The organism is Anaplasma marginale str. Florida (genome assembly GCF_000215485.1).
Lineage (GTDB): Bacteria > Pseudomonadota > Alphaproteobacteria > Rickettsiales > Anaplasmataceae > Anaplasma > Anaplasma marginale.
In genome coordinates this window covers 1-728 of record NZ_AFMS01000144.1, presented here as the reverse complement: position 1 = coordinate 728, position 728 = coordinate 1, and the positions used below count along the sequence as shown (strand labels likewise).

1 protein-coding gene is annotated in these 728 nt (G+C 51.4%); it reads right to left on the bottom strand.

Annotation, left to right across the window (positions count from 1 at the left end):
- Positions 1 to 403 precede the first annotated feature (403 nt).
- The coding region (locus tag GAC_RS04060; protein ID WP_037349520.1) for a TlpA family protein disulfide reductase at positions 404 to 728 on the bottom strand (325 nt) is incomplete at its 5' end.

Here is a 728-nt window from a genome sequence, read left to right as displayed (position 1 = left end):
CGTCACGCGCTTTTTTTGTCGCACTTGGGTTATATCACAGTATTACAACATACAACTCGCTAAAATACGGCACAGGGCTGCGCATGCCCCCAGTTGCACACTGCAGAAAAACGATTGTGCGGCTCCGCAGCATTTTTTGTTATCCGCACTGCAGACTGTAACCACCTTAAAACTACCGTCCGGCTTGGTTGCCAAAGCCGCATACTTTTTAGAAAACACCACGCAGACACCTAATCACGTACGCGGGAGTGTGGGTATTGCCCCAGCAGCTGGGACGAGCGCACACTGGATTGGCCCAGCATTTCACCCTGCACTGACGCCCCACAATCAAAACGGCGGCCCCGCTAGCGCACTCGAGGCATCCCAGCTCCACTTACTGGGCACGCAGTGCGCCCAAAATCCGCTATGAGGCCATGGACAGCAACTTGCCTATCACGTCAACACTATCCCACTTTACATTGCCGTCTATGCGGTACAGTACAACACCGCCCCGGTCAACAATCAAGGTTAGCGGTATAGCCCTCACATCGAAATAATCAAAAAGCGCCCTATTTGTGTCCAGGTACACAGTAAGTGCAATTCCATATTCCTTGCAGAATGACTGCACAGCATGCGCATCCCCGTAAGAAACCGGCAAAAATACGATCCTATCTTTGGCTTCTTTCTGATTCAAATGATCCCAAATTGCCTGAAGCTCCCTTAGCAACGCGACAGACTCCAAGCTCCAC